A 360-nucleotide genomic window follows, 5' to 3' on the forward strand; every position below is an offset into this window, starting at 1 on the left:
TGGTTTAGCTGGTTCAGCATAAACGGTGATAATATAAGAAGCTGGTACCGAGCGAGTGCGTGAAAGGTTTTTTGGTTTTTGAGGATAAGAATAGGTTAGGTTGTAGGAATGGGGAGAGGGGGATAGAGGAGTAATGTGGTTGGGTTTTGGAATGGTGATGATGATTTTGTAGTTTGTTGGGGGGGGTGTGGTGATGTTTAAATTAGGAGTAGTTTGATAAAGGGAATTGCTAAGAATAAGGGGTGATGGTGGTTCCGGGTAATTAATAAAAGGTGGAGCAGGGAGTGACGTAGTGGTGGGTAAAAGAGGTGGAGAGATAAATAATAGTGTGGGATATTGGTTGATATATTGAGTTGGAGT

Annotated in this window: 1 protein-coding gene; it reads right to left on the bottom strand. The window is 41.9% G+C overall.

Annotated elements, in window-relative coordinates; translation table 11 throughout:
* The coding region (locus FS736_RS24850; RefSeq protein WP_222125092.1) for a hypothetical protein at positions 1-360 on the bottom strand (360 nt) is incomplete at both ends.

The sequence above is a fragment of the Cytobacillus oceanisediminis 2691 genome, from assembly GCF_007678455.1.
In the GTDB taxonomy this organism is placed as follows: Bacteria; Bacillota; Bacilli; order Bacillales; family Cytobacillaceae; genus Mesobacillus; species Mesobacillus oceanisediminis_A.